This window comes from Klebsiella sp. CTHL.F3a (assembly GCF_019890895.1).
In the GTDB taxonomy this organism is placed as follows: domain Bacteria; phylum Pseudomonadota; class Gammaproteobacteria; order Enterobacterales; family Enterobacteriaceae; genus Klebsiella; species Klebsiella grimontii.
Window position 1 is genome coordinate 5,836,909 of sequence record NZ_CP082360.1, and the last position, 15,387, is coordinate 5,852,295.

Sequence of the window (15,387 nt, forward strand, 5' to 3'; positions counted from 1 at the left end):
TGTCTGCGCCAGTCAGCGAGGAGAAATCAGGTGAAGCCCAAAAAACAGGTCGTTGCCGCCACTATGAAAGACGTTGCCCAAAAGGCAAACGTTTCCACGGCAACCGTATCCCGAGCGTTAATGAACCCCGATAAGGTTTCGCAGAGCACCCGTAACCGGGTCGAGCAGGCCGCGCTTGAAGTCGGCTATTTACCGCAATCGCTCGGGCGCAATATGAAGCGCAACGAGTCGCGCACCATCCTGGTGATTGTGCCGGATATCTGCGACCCCTTCTTCAGCGAGATCATTCGCGGTATTGAAGTCACCGCCGCGGAGCAAGAGTACCTGGTGTTGATCGGCGATTGCGCCCACCAGAACCGTCAGGAAAAGACCTTTATCGACCTGATCATTACCAAGCAGATCGATGGCATGCTGCTGCTGGGCTCCCGTTTACCCTTCGATGCGGGCGTGGAAGAGCAGCGCAATCTGCCGCCAATGGTGATGGCCAATGAATTCGCTCCCGAGCTGGAGTTGCCGACGGTGCATATCGATAACCTCACCGCCGCGTTTAACGCTGTGAACTATCTGCACGAGCTGGGGCACCGCCGCATCGGCTGTATCGCCGGCCCGGAAGAGATGCCGCTGTGCCATTACCGCCTGCAGGGCTATGTCCAGGCGCTCCGTCGCAGCGGGATAACCGTCGATCCGCACTATATCGCCCGCGGCAACTTTACCTATGAAGCCGGCGCCAGCGCGCTGGAACAGCTGCTGGCGCTGCCGGTACCGCCAACGGCTATTTTCTGCCATAGCGATATTATGGCGCTGGGGGCGCTATCGCTGGCGAAACGTCGCGGCCTGAAAGTTCCTGAAGATCTGTCTATTATTGGTTTTGATAACATCTCTTTGTCTGAATTTTGCGATCCGCCATTGACGACCGTCGCGCAACCACGTTTTGATATTGGCCGCGAAGCGATGCTGCTTTTGCTGGATCAACTGCACGGTCATAACGTCAGCAGCGGATCACGATTACTTGACTGCGAGCTTATCGTTCGCGGCAGTACGCGCAAAATCCGAACATAACCACCAGGCTTTCGGGCCTGCTCTTCTGGTCAAAGCCCCGCCGCTTAAGTAACATGGCGGGCTGAAAAACGAATAAGACAGCGAAACGATAGTGGCACAACGAGATTATGTACGCCGCAGCCAACCGGCTTCTTCGCGGCGCAAAAAGAGCAATACGCGAAGCTCAAGGAACAAACAAGGCGGCCTTTCGGCGGTTTCACCGACTATGGTGGCCATCGCTGCGGCAGTGCTGGTGGCCTTTATCGGTGGACTGTACTTCATCACTCACCATAAGAAAGAAGAAGCTGAAGCGCTGCAGAACCGCCAGGCCGCGGGCAACGGCCTGCCGCCGAAGCCGGAAGAGCGTTGGCGCTATATTAAAGAGCTGGAAAGCCGTCAGCCCGGGGTACGCGCGCCTACGGAACCCACCGCGGGCGGAGAAGTCATGAAGCCGGAGCAGTTGACGGATGAGCAGCGCCAGCTACTGGCGCAGATGCAGGCCGATATGCGTCAGCAGCCCACGCAGCTGACCGAAGTGCCGTGGAATGAACAAACTCCGGCACAGCGTCAGCAAACCTTGCAGCGTCAGCGTTTAGCTCAGCAGCAGGTACAGCAACAGCAGCTCGCGCAGGCCCAACAGCAGACGCAGGTACAGCAACCGCGAACCCAGCCGCGGGTTGTCGAGCAGCCGAAGCCGGTACAACAGCAGCCGAGGCAGACGGCGTCGAATCAGCAGCCGTATCAGGACCTGCTGCAAACGCCAGCGCATACCAGTACCGCGCAGCCTAAAGCCCAGGCCGCCGCGCCGGTAACCCGTGTAGAAGAAGCGCCGAAAACCGCCGCGACGGAGAAAAAAGACGATCGCAGCTGGATGATCCAGTGCGGGTCCTTTAAAGGCGCTGAGCAGGCGGAAACCGTGCGCGCGCAGCTGGCGTTTGAAGGCTTCGCCTCGCACATCACCACCAATAACGGCTGGAATCGCGTGGTGATTGGCCCGCTGAAAGGCAAAGAAAACGCCAGCAATATGATTGAACGGCTGAAAATGGCCGGACACGCAAACTGCATTCGTCTCACCGCCAGGGGTTGAAACCCTCAAAATCCCCCCCATCTATAATTGCATTCTGCCCCGCGTAAACCGCGGGGCCCCTATTCCGCTTTTGCAACCAAGGGGTCTGCTCGTGACTACAATTGTAAGTGTTCGCCGTAACGGCCATGTCGTTATTGCCGGTGATGGCCAGGCCACGCTGGGCAACACCGTAATGAAAGGCAACGTGAAAAAAGTGCGCCGCCTGTATAACGACAAAGTGATTGCCGGCTTTGCGGGCGGCACCGCTGACGCCTTCACGCTGTTCGAACTGTTTGAACGTAAGCTGGAAATGCATCAGGGCCACCTGGTGAAAGCCGCCGTTGAGCTGGCGAAAGACTGGCGTACCGACCGGATGCTGCGCAAGCTCGAAGCGCTGCTGGCGGTGGCTGACGAAAACGCCTCGCTCATCATCACCGGTAACGGTGACGTGGTGCAGCCAGAAAACGATTTGATTGCTATCGGCTCCGGCGGTCCCTACGCCCAGGCCGCGGCTCGCGCCCTGCTGGAAAATACCGATATGGGCGCACGCGATATCGCAGAGAAAGCGTTGAGTATTGCAGGTGATATCTGCATTTATACCAACCACTTCCATACCATCGAAGAATTGACCTCCAAAGCGTAAGGATCTCCCATGTCTGAAATGACCCCACGCGAAATTGTCAGCGAACTGGACAAACACATTATCGGCCAGGACGCAGCCAAGCGCTCCGTCGCCATCGCTCTGCGTAACCGCTGGCGTCGTATGCAGCTCAACGAAGAGCTGCGTCACGAAGTCACGCCCAAAAACATTCTGATGATCGGCCCGACCGGCGTCGGTAAAACGGAAATCGCCCGTCGTCTGGCAAAGCTTGCCAACGCGCCATTTATCAAGGTTGAAGCGACTAAATTCACCGAAGTCGGCTATGTTGGTAAGGAAGTGGACTCCATCATCCGCGATCTGACCGATGCGGCGATCAAAATGGTGCGCATGCAGTCCATCGACAAAAACCGCTATCGTGCGGAAGAGCTGGCGGAAGAGCGCATCCTCGACGTGCTGATCCCGCCGGCGAAAAACAACTGGGGCCAGGCCGAACAGCCTCAGGAACCTTCCGCCGCGCGCCAGTCTTTCCGTAAAAAACTGCGCGAAGGTCAGCTTGATGATAAAGAGATTGAAATCGATCTCGCGGCTGCGCCGATGGGCGTTGAAATCATGTCCCCTCCGGGCATGGAAGAGATGACCAGCCAGCTGCAGTCCATGTTCCAGAACCTGGGCGGCCAGAAGCAAAAACCGCGTAAGCTGAAAATTAAAGACGCGATGAAGCTGCTGATTGAAGAAGAAGCGGCGAAGCTGGTCAACCCGGAAGAGCTGAAGCAGGATGCCATCGACGCCGTTGAGCAGCACGGTATCGTGTTTATCGACGAAATCGACAAAATCTGTAAGCGCGGCGGCAACTCTTCCGGCCCTGACGTATCTCGTGAAGGCGTACAGCGCGACCTGCTGCCGCTGGTTGAAGGCTGCACCGTCTCCACTAAGCACGGTATGGTGAAAACCGATCACATTCTGTTTATCGCCTCCGGCGCGTTCCAGGTCGCCAGCCCGTCTGACTTAATCCCGGAACTGCAGGGTCGTCTGCCGATTCGCGTTGAGCTGAAAGCGCTGACCACCCACGACTTCGAGCGTATTTTAACCGAGCCGAACGCGTCTATCACCGTGCAGTATAAAGCGCTGATGGCGACCGAGGGCGTCAATATCGAATTCACGGAAGATGGCATCAAGCGTATCGCTCAGGCCGCATGGCAGGTCAACGAAACTACCGAGAACATCGGTGCACGTCGTCTGCATACCGTACTGGAGCGTCTGATCGAAGACATCTCCTACGATGCCAGCGAAATGAATGGCCAAACCGTCACCATCGATGCGGAATATGTCGGTAAGCATCTGGATGTTCTGGTGGCAGATGAAGATCTGAGCCGTTTTATCTTATAATCCGGTTCAATATATTTTCATCACACTAGATGGGGCTATAGATACCCTACTCATTCGAGTTGCAGGACAAAACGGTTAACCGTTTGAACAGACCTTACGCTGGCCCCGAAGGCCAAATCACGCGGCAAGGGAATTCATCCCCAGGAGTGTGCATAAGTACATGACTGGGGTGAATGAGCGTAGCCTACGTATCTGCAGCCTGAAGTATGAAGGGTAGGGCCCCATTTTTATTGGCCGGGACTTATGACCGAACACGCAATCACTCGCACCCAGGCCTGGCTGGAAAGCCTGCGCCCCAAAACGTTACCTCTGGCCTTTGCTGCCATTATTGTTGGCTCCGCGCTTGCCTGGCATCAGGGCAGTTTCGATCCCTGGGTTGCGCTGCTGGCCATCATTACCGCCGGTTTATTACAAATCCTCTCCAATCTGGCCAACGATTATGGCGACGCGATAAAAGGCAGCGATAAACCTGACCGTATCGGCCCGCTGCGCGGTATGCAGAAAGGCGCCATCACCCAGGCGCAGATGAAACGCGCGTTGATTCTCACCGTGGCGCTGATTTGTCTCTCCGGCCTGACGTTGCTATTCCTGGCCTGGCAAACCATGGCCGATTTTATCGGTTTTATGGTCCTCGGCGGTCTCGCGATCGTTGCCGCCATTACCTATACCGTCGGCACTCGCCCTTACGGCTACATCGGCCTTGGCGATATCTCCGTGCTGGTGTTCTTCGGCTGGCTTAGCGTCGTCGGGAGCTGGTATCTGCAGGCGCACAGCGTTGAAGCGGCCATTTTCTTACCCGCCACCGCCTGCGGTCTGCTGGCGACGGCGGTGCTGAATATTAACAATCTGCGCGATATCGACAGCGATCGTGAAAACGGTAAAAACACCCTCGCCGTGCGCCTGGGGCCGGTTAACGCTCGCCGCTATCACGCTTGCCTGCTGTTTGGCGCGCTGCTGTGCCTGGCGCTGTTTAACCTGATCTCGCTGCATAATCCGTGGGGCTGGCTGTTCCTGCTGGCGACGCCGCTGCTGGTTAAGCAGGCGCGTTATGTGATGCGGGAGCGCGACCCCGTCGCCATGCGTCCAATGCTCGAAAGAACCGTTAAAGGGGCACTGCTGACCAACCTGCTGTTTGTTATCGGAATTATTTGCAGCAGGCTTGCGGCTTAACTGACAAATATCAATTAACAATTGATGATTTTGCCAACAGCGTGATTCACGAGATATACTGAAAATTCTCGCAGCAACTGAACGTTAAGCCTATGAAATACGATACTTCCGAGCTTTGTGACATCTACCAGGAGGATGTCAACGTCGTGGAACCTCTGTTCTCCAACTTTGGGGGGCGCTCGTCGTTTGGTGGACAAATCATCACGGTAAAATGTTTCGAGGATAACGGGTTGCTCTACGATATGCTCGAACAGAACGGCCGTGGTCATGTCCTGTTGGTTGACGGTGGTGGTTCCGTTCGACGCGCATTGATTGACGCTGACCTGGCGCGTCTGGCCGTACAAAACGAGTGGGAAGGGCTGGTCGTCTATGGCGCGGTGCGTCAGGTTGACGATCTGGAAGAGCTGGATATCGGTATCCAGGCGCTGGCCGCCATCCCCGTCGGAGCCGCAGGTGAAGGGATCGGCGAAAGCGACGTGCGCGTCAACTTCGGCGGCGTCACCTTCTTTTCCGGCGACCATCTCTACGCCGATAATACCGGGATTATCCTTTCCGAGGATGCCCTGGATATCGAGTAGCTTCCCGCCCATAAAAAAGGCCTTCTCTCTGAGAAGGCCTTTTTGTTTCCGTTGGAAGCTTAGTACAGCTTCTTAGCGCAATCCAGCCAGTCGCTTTTGAACGGACGCTTCATGTTCTCAATAGCGTCGATAATGTCGTGGTGCACCAGCTTCTCGTTCTGAATACCGACGCAGCGGCCGCCGAAGCCCTGCAGCAGCAGGTCAATCGCGTACGCGCCCATGCGGGATGCCAGAATACGGTCATAAGGAACCGGAGAGCCGCCGCGCTGAATGTGGCCCAGTACGGTTGCGCGAGTTTCACGGCCGGTCTCTTTCTCGATGTAGTGAGCCAGCTCGTCGACGTCGCACATATGCTCGGTGATCGCCACAATCGCGTGCTTTTTGCCTTTGGCGATGCCCGCCTTAATTTCTGATACCAGGTCGTCGCGAGTGTATTCAACCTCAGGCACCATGATGAACTCACAGCCGCCGGAGATAGCTGCCGCCAGGGTCAGGTCGCCGCAGTAACGGCCCATCACTTCCACAACGGAAATACGCTGGTGGGAGGAAGAGGTGTCACGCAGGCGGTCAATAGCCTCTACCACGGTGCTCAATGCGGTGAAGAAGCCAATGGTATAGTCGGTGCCTTTGATATCGTTGTCGATAGTGCCCGGCAGGCCGATGCAGGGGAAGCCCATCTCAGTCAGACGCACGGCACCCATATAGGAACCGTCACCACCGATAACCACCAGCGCATCCAGGCCGCGCTTTCTCATATTTTCAATGGCGACTGCGCGAATATGTTCTTCGCGGAATTCTGGAAAACGCGCCGACCCCAGGAAGGTGCCGCCGCGGTTGATCATGTCGGAAACGCTGTAGCGGTCGAGCTGAACCATACGATCTTCATACAGGCCGAGGTAACCGTCATAGATTCCAAAAACTTCCAGACCTTCCGTTAATGCCGCACGCACAACGCCACGAATTGCTGCGTTCATGCCCGGGGCATCACCGCCACTTGTCAACACACCGATTTTCTTAATCATGACTACCTCTGAACTTAGGAAGCAAAAAATAATCCTGTTGCCTGAAGCGCCCCTCACCAGGAGTGCACAACGATAATTGCAATAGTATATCAAACGCTTCTGGCTGAATTGATTCAGGTCAGACCAAATGGCGGTAATTTATACAAAAAATGCCGATCCGCCCCACACTTTTACATCGAGTTTACAGACTATAACCTAAAGATCATAAAACACCCTGCCGCCCTAACGGCACCACAGAGCAGGGGTCCTGGTGGATAATGACATCGGACCCGGGAAAACGGAGCAACAACGCCTGCTCCACCTGGTCGGCAATTACGTGTGCCTGAACCAGCGGGAGGTTATCTTCCATTTCCAAATGAATCTGAATAAAGCGAGTCGGCCCTGACTGCCGCGTTCGTAGATCGTGCGCCCCGCTGACGCCTGGCCACGCGGTCACGATATTGATAATTTCCTGGCGTTCCTCATCAGGAAGCGCGCGGTCTAACAACGACTGAACGGCGTCATAAGCCATGCGCAGCGCGCTATATAAAATATAGACGCCTATACCTAATGCAAACAGCGCATCAGCACGGTGCCAGCCGTACCAGGAGAGGGCCAGCGCCACCAGAATTGCGCCGTTCATCATAACATCAGACTGATAATGAAGCATATCCGCCCGTACCGCCTGACTTTGTGTTTTTCTTACGACCCAGCGCTGGAACGTGACCAGCAGCAGCGTGCTGACCAGCGCAATCAGCGTCACCACCATCCCAACGCCCGCCGCATTCATCGGCTCAGGACGAACGAGATGATCAATACCGGTCAAGAACAGAAACAGCGCCGAGCCGGAGATAAACATACTTTGCGCCAGCGCGGCCAGCGATTCCGCTTTACCATGGCCAAAGGTATGTTCTTCATCGGCAGGCTGCAGCGAATAACGCACCACCAGCAGGTTGGTCAACGAGGCGGCGATATCCACCAGTGAATCAACCAGCGCCGCCAGAATACTCACAGACCCGGTATACCACCATGCAAAAATCTTGATCAAAAGTAACGCAGAGGCCATCACCGTCGCCGCAATCGCCGCGCGGCTCACCAGCTGCCCATAAGATTGATTCATAAACGCTCCTTACTTCGCGATGCGCTTAGTATAACCCGATCTTTTACCGGGACGGGGAGACAGGAGGGCGCTGAATAACGGGCAAAAAAAACCCCCACATCATGTGGGGGAAGACAGGGATGGTGTCTATGGCAAGGAAAACAGGGTTGTTACTGGGGTTGCAGGGTATTGCTACTACTCGAAAGCATCATCGCTGAGCCTTTATGCATCCGTGCAACCTCACGCAACTGATCCATTCGTTGCTGGTGCTTAGCGTTTAAAACCGCTTGCTGCTCTGGCGTTAGCAGGTGATACATCTGGTTGCGAACTTTTGCCATTTCAACCTGGCGGGCAACCTGTTCCTGCGCCATCTTATCTGCCTGAGCGCGTACAGCGTTTTCATCAAAATTTTCTGCGGTGACAAGGCGATGCATTGTCTCCATTTCGCTAACATTAACGGGTGGCCTGTCGTGGCGTGCCCGCTGCATAAGATCTCGTAACTGTTGCCGTTGGTGTTCAGTTAAACTTATGCCGTCAAACATATGGCTCTGGCTGCTGCGCTGGACCCCTTCGTCTCCGGGAAGCCAGTTAACGCTGGTGACGACTTCAGCGGCTTGGCTATATGCACTTAGCGCCAGCGTTGAGGCCATGACGGCAGCGATAACATTGCGCATCACATACTCCCAAAACGTTTGTGTCGCGATTCAACGAGAGAGAGTTTACGATGCAGGCTGCAAACATGCGTCAGGGGGTGTAAAACAACGTAAAGTCATGGATTAGCGAGCCTTGATGACGTAATTTCTGCCTCGGAGGTATTTAAACAATGAATAAAATCCTGTTAGTAGATGATGACCGGGAGCTCACCTCCCTGTTAAAAGAGCTGCTCGATATGGAAGGTTTTAATGTGCTCGTCGCCCATGATGGGGAACAGGCGCTGGCCCTTCTGGACGACAGCATCGATTTACTTTTGCTTGATGTGATGATGCCGAAGAAAAACGGTATCGACACGCTCAAAGAGTTGCGTCAGACACACCAGACCCCGGTTATCATGCTAACGGCCCGCGGGAGCGAGCTGGATCGCGTTCTCGGCCTCGAGCTGGGCGCGGACGATTATTTGCCTAAGCCGTTCAACGATCGTGAGCTGGTGGCGCGTATACGCGCGATTCTGCGCCGGTCGCACTGGAGCGAGCAGCAGCAGACAACCGAAGCCGGTTCACCGACGCTGGAAGTGGATGCGCTAAGCCTTAACCCCGGTCGCCAGGAAGCCAGCTTCGATGGTCTGACCCTGGAACTGACCGGCACCGAGTTCACCCTGCTCTATCTTCTGGCGCAGCATCTTGGCCAGGTGGTATCGCGTGAGCATCTTAGCCAGGAAGTGCTGGGTAAACGCCTGACGCCATTCGATCGCGCGATCGACATGCACATCTCCAACCTGCGGCGCAAGCTGCCGGAGCGCAAAGACGGCCATCCGTGGTTTAAAACCCTGCGCGGACGCGGCTATCTGATGGTATCGGCTTCATGATTGGAAGTTTAACCGCACGCATCTTCGCTATTTTCTGGCTCACGCTGGCGCTGGTGTTGATGCTGGTTCTGATGCTGCCCAAGCTGGACTCGCGCCAGATGACCGAGCTGCTGGAGAGCGAGCAACGTCAGGGCATCATGATTGAACAGCACGTCGAGGCCGAACTGGCGAACGATCCGCCAAACGACCTGATGTGGTGGCGTCGTCTGTTTCGCGCCATCGATAAGTGGGCTCCGCCGGGCCAGCGTTTGCTGCTGGTTACCAGCGAAGGTCGCGTTATCGGCGCCGAGCGCAACGAAATGCAGATTATCCGCAACTTTATCGGCCAGGCGGATAACGCCGACCATCCGCAGAAAAAGCGCTATGGTCGTCTGGAAATGGTCGGGCCTTTTTCCGTCAGGGATGGAGAAGATAACTACCAGCTCTATCTGATTCGCCCTGCCAATACATCACAATCAGACTTCATCAATCTGCTGTTCGATCGGCCGTTACTGCTGCTGATCGTCACCATGTTAGTCAGCGCCCCGCTGCTGCTGTGGCTGGCGTGGAGCCTGGCGAAACCCGCACGTAAGCTGAAAAATGCCGCCGATGAAGTCGCCCAGGGCAACCTGCGTCAGCATCCGGAGCTGGAAGCCGGTCCGCAGGAGTTTTTAGCCGCCGGGACCAGTTTTAACCAGATGGTGACCGCGCTGGAGCGCATGATGTCCAGCCAGCATCGTCTGCTGTCCGATATCTCGCACGAACTGCGCACGCCGCTGACCCGCCTGCAGTTAGGCACCGCATTGCTGCGCCGCCGCAGCGGGGAAAGCAAAGAGCTGGAGCGCATTGAGATGGAAGCGCACCGGCTGGATAGCATGATCAACGACCTGCTGGTGATGTCGCGCAATCAGGCGAAAACCGCGCTGGTCAGCGAAACGGTGAAAGCCAACCAGCTGTGGGGCGAGGTGCTGGATAACGCCGCCTTTGAAGCCGAACAGATGGGGAAATCGTTCACCGTCGAGTATCCGCCGGGGCCCTGGCCGCTGTACGGTAACCCCAATGCGCTGGAGAGCGCGCTGGAAAATATCGTACGTAACGCGCTGCGCTATTCGCATACCAAAATTTCAGTGAGCTTCTCGGTGGATAAAGACGGAATTACGGTTAACGTCGATGATGACGGGCCGGGCGTGAGTCCGGAGGATCGCGAGCAGATTTTCCGTCCGTTCTACCGTACCGATGAGGCGCGCGACCGCGAGTCTGGCGGTACCGGCCTGGGTCTGGCGATTGTCGAAGCGGCGATTCAACAGCACCGCGGTTGGGTAAAAGCCGACGACAGCCCGCTGGGCGGTCTGCGTTTAACCCTCTGGCTGCCGCTGTATAAGCGCACCTGATGCCCCCGGCCTGCGCTTCGCCAGGCCGGGTTCGAAACGGGGAGCCCGGATAAAGCGCAAAGCGCCGCCATCCGGGAACGCGCACGGAAGCGCTATTTTCCCCACAATCTCCGCGAATTATTCTCGATCTGCCCGCTTAAACGCCGCTTCTGCATCGTTCTGCTCCAGCTTACCGACAGCCCCGCCGCGGAAAGTAAACGTCGGTACTGGTCATCATCGAACGGCATCTGCCAGGCGATGGCGCCCGCTTCGTGAACGCTGACGTCGCTGAGCCGGGATACCAGCGCCAGCGGCGCATCGCTGGAGACTTGCCCACCCGCCACCACCCGATACAACCAGCCGGTTTTACCGCTGTTCTGCATAAGCTGGGCCATATCGCTGACGGCAAAATGATAGTTGAGCTTGAAGCAGGGAGAGCGCGGCTGCGTCACCTGGATCAGCGCCTCTCCCCAGCGGAAGATATCGCCGATGTAGACATTTTTTTCCGTCAGCCCTTCGGTCGAGAGATTCTCGCCAAACGCCGGGGCGCAGAAAAGATCCGCCTGCTGCGGAAGTTCAAACGCCCAATGGGCGTAGTGTTCTCGGGGATAGTTGCACAGCGCGCGGTCCGGTCCGCCGTGAATTTTCTTCTCGGCCTGCTCATCGCCCTCCAGCCCCAAATCGCCGAGGATCAGTTCACCATCGACCTGGACTTTCCCGATGGCGCTTGGACGGCTGCCGTCGTAATCCCTTACCTTGCCCACAAAGACATTCACCGGATAGTGCATCGCTGCTCCTTTGCTGCGGATATAAAAAAAGCGAGTCATCAGACTCGCTTCTCGCTCAGCACAATGCAACCTTATTTTTTGGCGGCAAAACGCGCTGCGGCTTCGTCCCAGTTCACGACGTCCCAGAACGCTTTGATGTAGTCCGGGCGACGGTTCTGGAATTTCAGGTAGTAAGCGTGTTCCCACACGTCCAGGCCGATAATCGGAAAGCCGGAAGCGCCGGAGATAGCTTCACCCATCAGCGGGGAGTCCTGGTTAGCGGTAGAAACCACCGCCAGCTTGTCGCCTTTCAGCACCAGCCACGCCCAGCCGGAGCCGAAACGGGTCGCAGCCGCTTTTTCAAATTCCGCTTTGAAGTTGTCAACGGAACCGAAATCGCGCTCGATAGCCGCTTTCAGGTCGCCCTGCAGGGTGGTACCGGTTTTCAGGCCTTTCCAGAACAGGCTGTGGTTAGCGTGGCCGCCGGCGTTGTTACGCAGAACGGTTTTTTTGTCTGCCGGCAGCTGATCCAGTTTGGTAATCAGCTCTTCTGCGGACAGGCTCGCGAATTCAGGCAGGCTTTCCAGCGCCGCGTTGGCGTTGTTCACGTAGGTCTGGTGGTGTTTAGTGTGATGGATTTCCATCGTCTGCTTGTCAAAATGCGGTTCCAGGGCGTCATAAGCGTACGGCAGGGCAGGCAGTGTGTAACTCATAATCATCTCCATTATTGTCGAGCGGCGGAAAGTGTTAATGCCGCGTAAGCAGTTGGTTCATTATAGTTAATTAAATGATATTGAAAACGCTTATCAATGCCGTATTTTTAATAAGGTTATAACAGGGGGGAATTGATGTCGTTTTGTGATACAGAACAACTAATTAAGTTTTTGGTTGCCAGGTTCAGGCTTCCGGTGGCAACAGCTTAAAGGCGGAAAAACTGACCGATTTTTACACTCACCGGGTCGGAAGAAGATTTATCCGATAAAAAATAGATGAGGATAAAATCAATGAATCACGCGATTACGATGGGTATTTTTTGGCATTTGATAGGTGCGGCCAGTGCAGCCTGTTTCTATGCCCCGTTCAAGAAAGTTAAACATTGGTCCTGGGAAACCATGTGGTCTATCGGCGGTATTGTCTCCTGGCTGATCCTCCCCTGGGCCATCAGCGCCATGCTGCTGCCCGATTTCTGGGCCTATTACGGCTCTTTTAACGCCTCCACGCTGCTGCCCGTTTTCCTGTTCGGCGCCATGTGGGGTATCGGTAATATCAACTACGGCCTGACGATGCGCTACCTCGGCATGTCGATGGGGATCGGCATCGCGATTGGTATCACGCTGATTGTTGGCACCTTAATGACGCCGATTCTTAACGGTCAGTTTGCTGTTCTCATTAACACCAAAGGCGGCCAGATGACGCTGCTCGGCGTGCTGGTCGCGGTGATTGGCGTGGGGATCGTCACCCGCGCCGGCCAGTTGAAAGAGCGCAAAATGGGCATCAAAGCCGAAGACTTCAACCTGAAAAAGGGGCTGGTCCTGGCGGTGATGTGCGGCATCTTCTCGGCCGGTATGTCGTTCGCCATGAACGCCGCCAAGCCGATGCATGAAGCGGCCGCCGCGCTCGGCGTTGACCCGCTCTATACCGCGCTGCCAAGCTATGTGGTGATCATGGGCGGCGGCGCGCTGGTTAACCTCGGCTTCTGCTTTATTCGTCTGGCAAAAGTGAAAAACCTGTCGATAAAAGCCGACTTCTCGCTGGCAAAACCGCTCATCGTCAGCAATATCCTGCTTTCGGCGTTAGGCGGCCTGATGTGGTATCTCCAGTTCTTCTTCTATGCCTGGGGCCACGCCAGCATTCCGGCGCAGTACGACTACATGAGCTGGATGCTGCATATGAGCTTCTATGTGCTGTGCGGCGGCCTGGTGGGTCTGATACTGAAAGAGTGGAACAACGCCGGTCGTCGTCCGGTGGGTGTCCTCAGCCTCGGCTGCGTGGTGATTATTATCGCCGCCAATATCGTTGGTCTGGGAATGGCGAACTAGCGTCGTCAGGCGGCGGTGCGACTGCGCTGCCGCCACTGCCCTGGCGTCATGCCTATCTCGCGGTTAAACACCACCGAAAAGTAGTTGCTGTCTTCAAACCCGCACTGCATCGCCACTTCGCCAATCAGCCGTTCGGTATGCTGCAGCAGATACTGCGCGTGACAGATGCGCAGCTGGCGCAGGTAGTGGTTGATGGTCATCCCCGTCTGCTGACGAAACTGCTGACGCAGCGCACGTTCGCTGCACCCTTCGCGCTCGCAAAAACGGTCAAGAAAGAAGGGACGATTGAGGCTGCCCGCCAGCTCGGTGAGCAGCTTATCGAGCAGCGCTTCGCTTTGGGTTGCCGCCAGATTATCGGTGGCGTAGCGATAGCGCTGAAGAATAAGCGCCAGCTGCGCAAACAGCAGTTCGGCCATATTATTGGCCTGCGCATCGCTGCGGCTGCTTTCATGCTCCAGCTGGGTAATCACCTGCCTGACCTGGGCCATGCCGCTGCTGCCAATCCGCCAGTGCGGAACCCACGGAGTGCCGAACAGACCGGGAATGTGCGCCGCCCAGTCAAAGTTAAGCCGCAGCCGGTCCGGGCAGTAAATGACGTTTTGCAGGACGAGATCGTTCACCGAGGCGTAGGAGTGTTTGTCTTCCGCGCGGATATAGAACAGATCGCCGCGGGTAATCCGCCACGGGCGATCGTTAAGGACGTGCAGGCCGTTCCCCCGCCACACCAGCACCAGTTCGCAGAACTCGTGGGTATGCTCGGCGAAGACGTTTTGCGGATAGCGATCCGCTACCGCCACCGCCTGAGCGGGGGAGGCGAAAAATTCATCTTTGCGAAGAATCAGCTGACCTGCCACGACATCAACTCCGGACGCGAAAAAACGAGTCATTATTCGCGTTTATGCCTGCTAAAACGTTGACTGCTCTCGCGTTACTGAAGAATGGCGTCGCGTCCCTGGCGAATATCACGCGGAGACCAGGCAAACTCCCGGCGAAAAAGCGTCGAAAAGTGGTTACTGTCGCCGAATCCACAGCGATAGGCGATATCGGTCACACTATCATCGCTATGGCGCAGCAGATGGCGCGCCTTCATCAACCGCACCCGATTCAGATAGCGCTGCGGCGTCAGTCCGGTTTGCTGTTTTAACTGGCGATGCAGGGTTCGCAGGGAGAGTGAAAACCGCGCCGCGACCTCTTCCCAGCAGATATCTTCGGCAAAATGGTCTTCCAGCCAGGCCATTAAATGGTTCAGCCGCGCCTCGTTGTCCGACGCCCCTTCGGCCAGGCTGCTTTTACGCAGGTGCACCAGCAGTTGCATAAATAAAATCTCGCGGCTGGCGATAGCGTGCATATCCGCATCCGCGCCGACCTCCTCCATCTGATCCACAATCTGGCGCACCTGCTGCAAAGCGCTCTGATTAACCCGCCAGTGCGAAAGGTAATTTCCCTCTTGCTCCTGCGGCAGCAGCGCGTTCAGGCCGGACAAAAAGCGAAACGCGTCCGGCGCGCGATAGAGCACATTGGTCAGGCACAGATTATCGGTATGTTCGTAGAGATGGCGGTCGTGATCGCGAATAAAGCAGACCGAACCGCCGCTGATGGTGTAGGGCTGGCCGTTGAAAACGTGAATTCCCGTACCGTGTTCCACAATAACAATCTCATGAAAATCATGGTGATGTTCAGGAAAAGCGGATTGTGGGAGCCGCGGCTCAATGGCGACAGCTGAAACGCCGGACTTAAAGAAATCCACACTGTGCAACATGGTCATAGCAGC

General features: G+C 56.1%; 16 protein-coding genes. 9 read left to right on the top strand and 7 right to left on the bottom strand.

What is annotated here, in order from left to right:
* Positions 1-30 precede the first annotated feature (30 nt).
* The 6 genes from cytR (at position 31) to rraA (ending at position 5,839) form a co-directional block, all read left to right on the top strand.
* Entirely contained in the window at positions 31-1,059 is a 1,029-nt protein-coding gene (gene cytR, locus K7H21_RS27310) for a DNA-binding transcriptional regulator CytR (protein WP_004127258.1), read from the top strand.
* A gap of 91 nt (positions 1,060-1,150) precedes the next feature.
* Positions 1,151-2,125, top strand: coding sequence for a cell division protein FtsN (ftsN, locus tag K7H21_RS27315; RefSeq protein WP_223035483.1), 975 nt, complete (start codon positions 1,151-1,153; stop codon positions 2,123-2,125).
* 91 nt (positions 2,126-2,216) lie between these two features.
* Positions 2,217-2,747: an ATP-dependent protease subunit HslV gene (hslV, locus tag K7H21_RS27320; RefSeq protein ID WP_004127251.1), complete on the top strand. Its 531-nt coding sequence runs from the start codon at positions 2,217-2,219 to the stop codon at positions 2,745-2,747.
* Positions 2,748-2,756: 9 nt separating this feature from the next.
* The gene (hslU, locus tag K7H21_RS27325; RefSeq protein WP_004127247.1) at positions 2,757-4,091 is read left to right on the top strand and encodes an HslU--HslV peptidase ATPase subunit; all 1,335 of its coding nucleotides are present in this window, start codon (positions 2,757-2,759) and stop codon (positions 4,089-4,091) included.
* A 243-nt stretch (positions 4,092-4,334) separates the two neighbouring features.
* Positions 4,335-5,261 (top strand): 1,4-dihydroxy-2-naphthoate polyprenyltransferase, encoded by a 927-nt coding sequence (gene menA, locus K7H21_RS27330; protein ID WP_004127244.1) that lies wholly within the window; start codon positions 4,335-4,337, stop codon positions 5,259-5,261.
* A gap of 92 nt (positions 5,262-5,353) precedes the next feature.
* Positions 5,354-5,839 carry a ribonuclease E activity regulator RraA gene (gene rraA / locus K7H21_RS27335; RefSeq protein ID WP_004127241.1) on the top strand — a complete coding sequence of 162 codons (486 nt, stop codon included), beginning with the start codon at positions 5,354-5,356 and terminating at the stop codon, positions 5,837-5,839.
* Between the two features lie 59 nt (positions 5,840-5,898).
* On the opposite strand, the gene pfkA is transcribed toward rraA, so the two are convergent.
* The 3 genes from pfkA to cpxP all read right to left on the bottom strand — a co-directional run bounded on the left by pfkA (position 5,899) and on the right by cpxP (position 8,613).
* On the bottom strand, positions 5,899-6,861 hold the full coding sequence (pfkA, locus tag K7H21_RS27340; protein WP_004127238.1) for a 6-phosphofructokinase: 963 nt from the start codon (positions 6,859-6,861) through the stop codon (positions 5,899-5,901).
* A gap of 202 nt (positions 6,862-7,063) precedes the next feature.
* Positions 7,064-7,960 (bottom strand): CDF family cation-efflux transporter FieF, encoded by an 897-nt coding sequence (fieF, locus tag K7H21_RS27345; RefSeq protein ID WP_049113482.1) that lies wholly within the window; start codon positions 7,958-7,960, stop codon positions 7,064-7,066.
* Positions 7,961-8,109: 149 nt separating this feature from the next.
* The gene (gene cpxP, locus K7H21_RS27350; protein ID WP_004127232.1) at positions 8,110-8,613 is read right to left on the bottom strand and encodes a cell-envelope stress modulator CpxP; all 504 of its coding nucleotides are present in this window, start codon (positions 8,611-8,613) and stop codon (positions 8,110-8,112) included.
* Between the two features lie 149 nt (positions 8,614-8,762).
* Here cpxP and cpxR point away from each other — a divergent pair, with 149 nt between their 5' ends.
* On the top strand, positions 8,763-9,461 hold the full coding sequence (gene cpxR, locus K7H21_RS27355) for an envelope stress response regulator transcription factor CpxR (protein ID WP_004127228.1): 699 nt from the start codon (positions 8,763-8,765) through the stop codon (positions 9,459-9,461).
* A complete protein-coding gene (gene cpxA, locus K7H21_RS27360; protein ID WP_004107505.1) occupies positions 9,458-10,831 on the top strand; it encodes an envelope stress sensor histidine kinase CpxA in 1,374 nt (457 codons plus the stop codon). Before cpxR ends, cpxA begins: the two co-directional genes overlap by 4 nt.
* Before the next feature lie 92 nt (positions 10,832-10,923).
* Here the strand turns inward: cpxA and yiiM are convergent, their stop codons facing one another.
* On the bottom strand, positions 10,924-11,598 hold the full coding sequence (gene yiiM / locus K7H21_RS27365; protein WP_223035916.1) for a 6-hydroxyaminopurine reductase: 675 nt from the start codon (positions 11,596-11,598) through the stop codon (positions 10,924-10,926).
* Between the two features lie 71 nt (positions 11,599-11,669).
* Complete coding sequence (sodA, locus tag K7H21_RS27370) at positions 11,670-12,290, bottom strand: superoxide dismutase [Mn] (protein ID WP_004127220.1); 621 nt, start codon at positions 12,288-12,290, stop codon at positions 11,670-11,672.
* 291 nt (positions 12,291-12,581) lie between these two features.
* On the opposite strand from sodA, the gene rhaT reads away from it, so the two are divergent.
* Complete coding sequence (rhaT, locus tag K7H21_RS27375) at positions 12,582-13,616, top strand: L-rhamnose/proton symporter RhaT (protein WP_004127216.1); 1,035 nt, start codon at positions 12,582-12,584, stop codon at positions 13,614-13,616.
* Between the two features lie 5 nt (positions 13,617-13,621).
* On the opposite strand, the gene rhaR is transcribed toward rhaT, so the two are convergent.
* Both rhaR and rhaS read right to left on the bottom strand, forming a co-directional pair.
* Entirely contained in the window at positions 13,622-14,470 is an 849-nt protein-coding gene (rhaR, locus tag K7H21_RS27380; protein ID WP_004127212.1) for an HTH-type transcriptional activator RhaR, read from the bottom strand.
* 74 nt (positions 14,471-14,544) lie between these two features.
* Positions 14,545-15,381: an HTH-type transcriptional activator RhaS gene (gene rhaS, locus K7H21_RS27385; RefSeq protein WP_004127210.1), complete on the bottom strand. Its 837-nt coding sequence runs from the start codon at positions 15,379-15,381 to the stop codon at positions 14,545-14,547.
* Positions 15,382-15,387: the final 6 nt, after the last annotated feature.